Annotated in this window: 2 protein-coding genes; one reads left to right on the forward strand and one right to left on the reverse strand. The window is 62.6% G+C overall.

What is annotated here, in order from left to right; genetic code table 11:
* On the reverse strand, positions 1-2,888 hold a 2,888-nt coding region (locus FE811_RS25985), incomplete at its 3' end, for a calcium-binding protein (protein WP_370362710.1).
* A 488-nt stretch (positions 2,889-3,376) separates the two neighbouring features.
* Between FE811_RS25985 and FE811_RS25990 the strand changes: the two genes are divergently transcribed.
* Positions 3,377-4,042 (forward strand): hypothetical protein (locus tag FE811_RS25990; RefSeq protein WP_140849389.1); only part of this gene is annotated, 666 nt, incomplete at its 3' end.

The following is a 4,042-nucleotide window of genomic DNA, read 5'->3' on the forward strand; positions in this document are numbered from 1 at the left end:
TCTCCGCCTTCCAGGGCGTCGTTGCCGTAGCCGCCGTGGAGGGAATCGTCCCCCTTGCCACCATCGAGCCGGTCGTCGCCCTCGCCGCCAAGCAAGGTATCGTTGCCATCGCCACCCAGCAGCGTGTCGTGGCCCTCGCTGCCTTCCAGAAGGTCGTCATCCGCGCCACCGTGCAGCGAGTCGTCGCCCAGGCCGCCGATCAGGGTGTCCTTGTCGCCCCAGCCGATCAGGGTATCGTTGCCGTCGCCGCCCTCCAGGCGGTCGTCGCCGTATCCGCCGTCGAGCGCATCGTTACCCGCGCCGCCCAGCAGGGTGTCGTTGCCGTTTCCGCCCAGCAGGGAATCGTCCCCGGTGCCGCCGTCGAGCAGGTCGTTCTCATCGCCGCCGAACAGGGTATCGTTGCCCTCGCCGCCTTCCAGGACGTCGTCATCGGCGCCACCTTCCAGCGAGTCGTCGCCCAGGCCGCCGACCAGGGTGTCGCTTCCGCCCCAGCCGATCAGGGTATCGTTGTCCTCGCCGCCCTCCAGGACGTCGTTGCCGTGGCCGCCGTCGAGCGTATCGCTGCCCGCGCCGCCCAGCATGGTGTCGTTGCCGTAGCCGCCGAGCAGGGAATCCTCCCCAGCGCCGCCATCGAGTTGGTCGTCGCCATCGCCGCCGAACAGGGTGTCGTTTCCGTCATCGCCTTTCAGAAGGTCGTCATCGGCGCCACCATCCAGCGAGTCGTCGCCCAGGCCGCCGGCCAGGGTGTCGTTGCCGCCCCATCCGATCAGCGTGTCGTTTCCGTCTCCGCCTTCCAGGGCGTCGTTGCCGAACCCGCCGTCCAGGGAATCGTCCCCGGCGCCGCCATCGAGCATGTCATTGTCGTCGCCGCCAGACAGGGTGTCGTTTCCGTCGCCGCCTTTCAGAAGATCCTGATCGGCGCCACCGTCCAGCAAGTCATCGCCCAGGCCGCCTTCCAAGGTGTCGTTGCCACCCCAACCGATCAGCGTGTCATTGCCGTCGCCACCCTCCAGGACGTCGTTGCCGTGGCCCCCAAACAGGCTGTCATGGCCGGCACCGCCGTCCAGCGTGTCGTTGCCTTCGCCGCCTTCGAGCGAGTCGTTGCCCAGGCCGCCGTCCAGCGAGTCGTCGCCCTCGCCGCCCAACAACGTGTCCTTGCCGTCGCCGCCCAGCAGCGTGTCATTGCCGTTGCCGCCGTCAAGCGAGTCGTCGCCTGCGCCGCCGTCCAGCAGGTCATCGCCCTCATCGCCGAGCAGGGTGTCGTTTCCATCGCTGCCGTCCAGCAGGTCGTCGTCCTCGCCGCCGGACAGGACATCCGCGCCGGCGCCGCCGAGCAGCGTGTCCTCGCCGGTCCCGCCGACCAGGATGTCGTCGCCCTCGCCGCCATTCAGCAGGTCGTTGCCCTCGTCACCCCACATGACGTCGCCGTCAAGGCCACCGTCCAGCATGTCGTTGCCGGCGCCACCATACATGAAGTCCTCGCCCTCGCGGCCGAACAGGACGTCATTGCCGGCACCGCCTTCCAGGATGTCGTGGCCCGTGCCGCCGTCGATATTGTCGTCACCTTCACCGCCGTTAACGGAATCGTGGCCCGCACCAGCGTTGATGAAATCGTCCACCCCGTCGGCGTCGTCGATCTCATCGCCCTGGGCGTCGCGATAGCCGGGGACCATGGTGTCGTCGCCGTCGGTGCCGTCCACGATTCCGTCGCCCGGACCGCCCTGCCATTCTTCGGCGCCCTCGGGATCCAGCGATTCCCAATCGTAAAGCAGGTTGTCCTTGCCGATGGCATCGTTGCGCAGCGACACCAGCTCGATGCGCGAGATATTCAGGCCCGCCAACTGGCTGGGACTTAGCTCTCCCGGATCTCCATACTTCCCATTGCCGCCCGTGATTTCATGCGTGGGCACCGCGAAGACATCGCCGTTTTCAAGCTGATAGACGTTCAGCGCGACATCGTTCAGAACCTGCGCCTGACCATTGTCGTCGATGTAATGGACATTGCCCCAGAACAGCTGTTGCGAGTCGAGTTCGCTGAAGGTGGTGCCGCCCTGGCCGCCCGAGGGGGTGTTGGCGAAGCCTTCGTCATAATAGCCGTCGGGGTAGCTGGCACCGCGGCCATAATCATTCGTCGCCAGCAACCCATCCCGCACCGCCGGATCATGGCGGACCCAAAGCGTGTGCAGCTTGAACTGATTGTCGCCCGGCATGCTGCCGGTGGCGTCATACCCGCCCAGCAGGTTGGCGGCGTTTTCCATGGTCCCGTTGCCCTGCACGGTATCCAGGATCGACTTGTTGCCCAGATAGAAGGTCTTGACCGTGTCGTGGACGGATTCCCAGTCATAGATGAGCTTATCCTGACCGATCGCATCGTTGCGCACGGTGTGCAATTCAAAGCCGAGAATATCGAGGCCGCTCAGTATGCTGGGCGTAAGCTCGCCGGGATCCCCGTAGACACCGTTTCCAGTTCCGCCCACAATTTCGGCCGACGGAACGACGAAGGTATCGCCATTCTCGGTCTGATAGGCGGTGAAGGAAACATTGGACAACACCTTTTCAAGGCCGTCGATGTCCCGATAGTAAACATCGCCACGATAAAGCTGCTCCTCGTCCAGTCGGCTATAGCCGCCGGAAGGCGTATTGGCAAAGCCTTCATCATACCAGCCGGCGCCGGGGTTTGCCACGGTGGCGCCGTAATCATTGGTTGCCAGCAACCCGTCCACAACACTTGGATCATGCTGGGTCTGAAGGTTGTAATATGTGAAACCCGAACCAAGGTCGTAACGGCCCAGAAGATCTGCGGCGCCTTCCATGACGCCATTGCCCTGGACCGTGTCCAGGATCTGCCGGTTTCCGATATAGAAGACGTTGTTGATCCGGTTTGTCATTTCTCATCTCCGGTATGGATCCGGCTCGCGGCAATACGAACAGCGGGCAAGGAGGGGGCGGTCTGTCTGAAAACTCTGAAAAAAATACCAACTTCCGACACGGCAGGGGCTCCAACCAGTTTTCACGATGAAAGCTGGCCGCACTCGGGATGCGTCCAGCCTATGATGAAAACTTGCTAGCGGAGGGGGGGCGGGCTTCCCAGCGCGAAGCCGTGGATCGACATGCCGAATGACTAAAATGTCGCCGATTGCAGTTCGATTGTCATGGAATGACGGTAACGGTAGGTAAAGACTCTTCTGCTACAGTTCATGTGACGTGAAATGGTATATGCTGGTGAAAGATGTCCCGCCTCTTGTCGTCAAACGACGGTGCCGCCAGAGATTCGGGTGCGAATCCCCTTGCGAATCTGGCCAAAACCCCGGCTCAGGTCCCAGCCGAATCTGCCTATAGGTTGAGTGCCGGCACAAATGGGTTAAACAGCCGCCCCATGACTCATGAGAAAACGGGCCGGGTGACGACGGACATGCCGAATGCGGATCGATCGGCACGGAGCATGCGAAACGGCCGGGCGGCCGATTCCCAGATCAATTTCGTCTTGGTGACGGGGCGGAGGCTTTCGCTTACGCCGATTCAGATTTGGCGTCTAATGACAGATCAGCATTTCCTGATCTATTTTGGGATTTCCAGCGTCTTGATCACCTATCTTTACCCGGTGCAGCTCCAGCCATCGCCGCCGTGGTGGGAGTTCGTGATCGTGTTTTCCGCCATGGCCCTGTTCTTTTACTGCATCCTGGTCGGGACATTGCTGCTGATAGAAAAGTGTTGCCGCCGCTGGCCGCGGCTGATCGTGCCGGTGCCGTTGATCACCCTGATCGCCCTGCTGGCGACGCTGGGATTCGCGCGGGTCTACAACCCGATCATGGTCGGCCCGGTCTGGTCCAACTTCAGGCCGCTGACGGAAGAGTTCGTGCTGATCTATTTCGTCATCCTGAACCTGGAAATCCTGTTCTCGATCTTCGTGCTGCCGCATACCAAGGTTTTCATCCAGGCCACCCAGCTCCAGTCCCAACGCGAAGCGCCGGCCGCGGCCGAGCTGCGGGTCGCGGCCGACCCGGCCGAGGCGCCGCCCAGGCCGCCGCAGGTCGTGCTGCAG

The organism is Paracoccus sp. FO-3, from assembly GCF_006386455.1.
Classification (GTDB): domain Bacteria; phylum Pseudomonadota; class Alphaproteobacteria; order Rhodobacterales; family Rhodobacteraceae; genus Paracoccus; species Paracoccus versutus.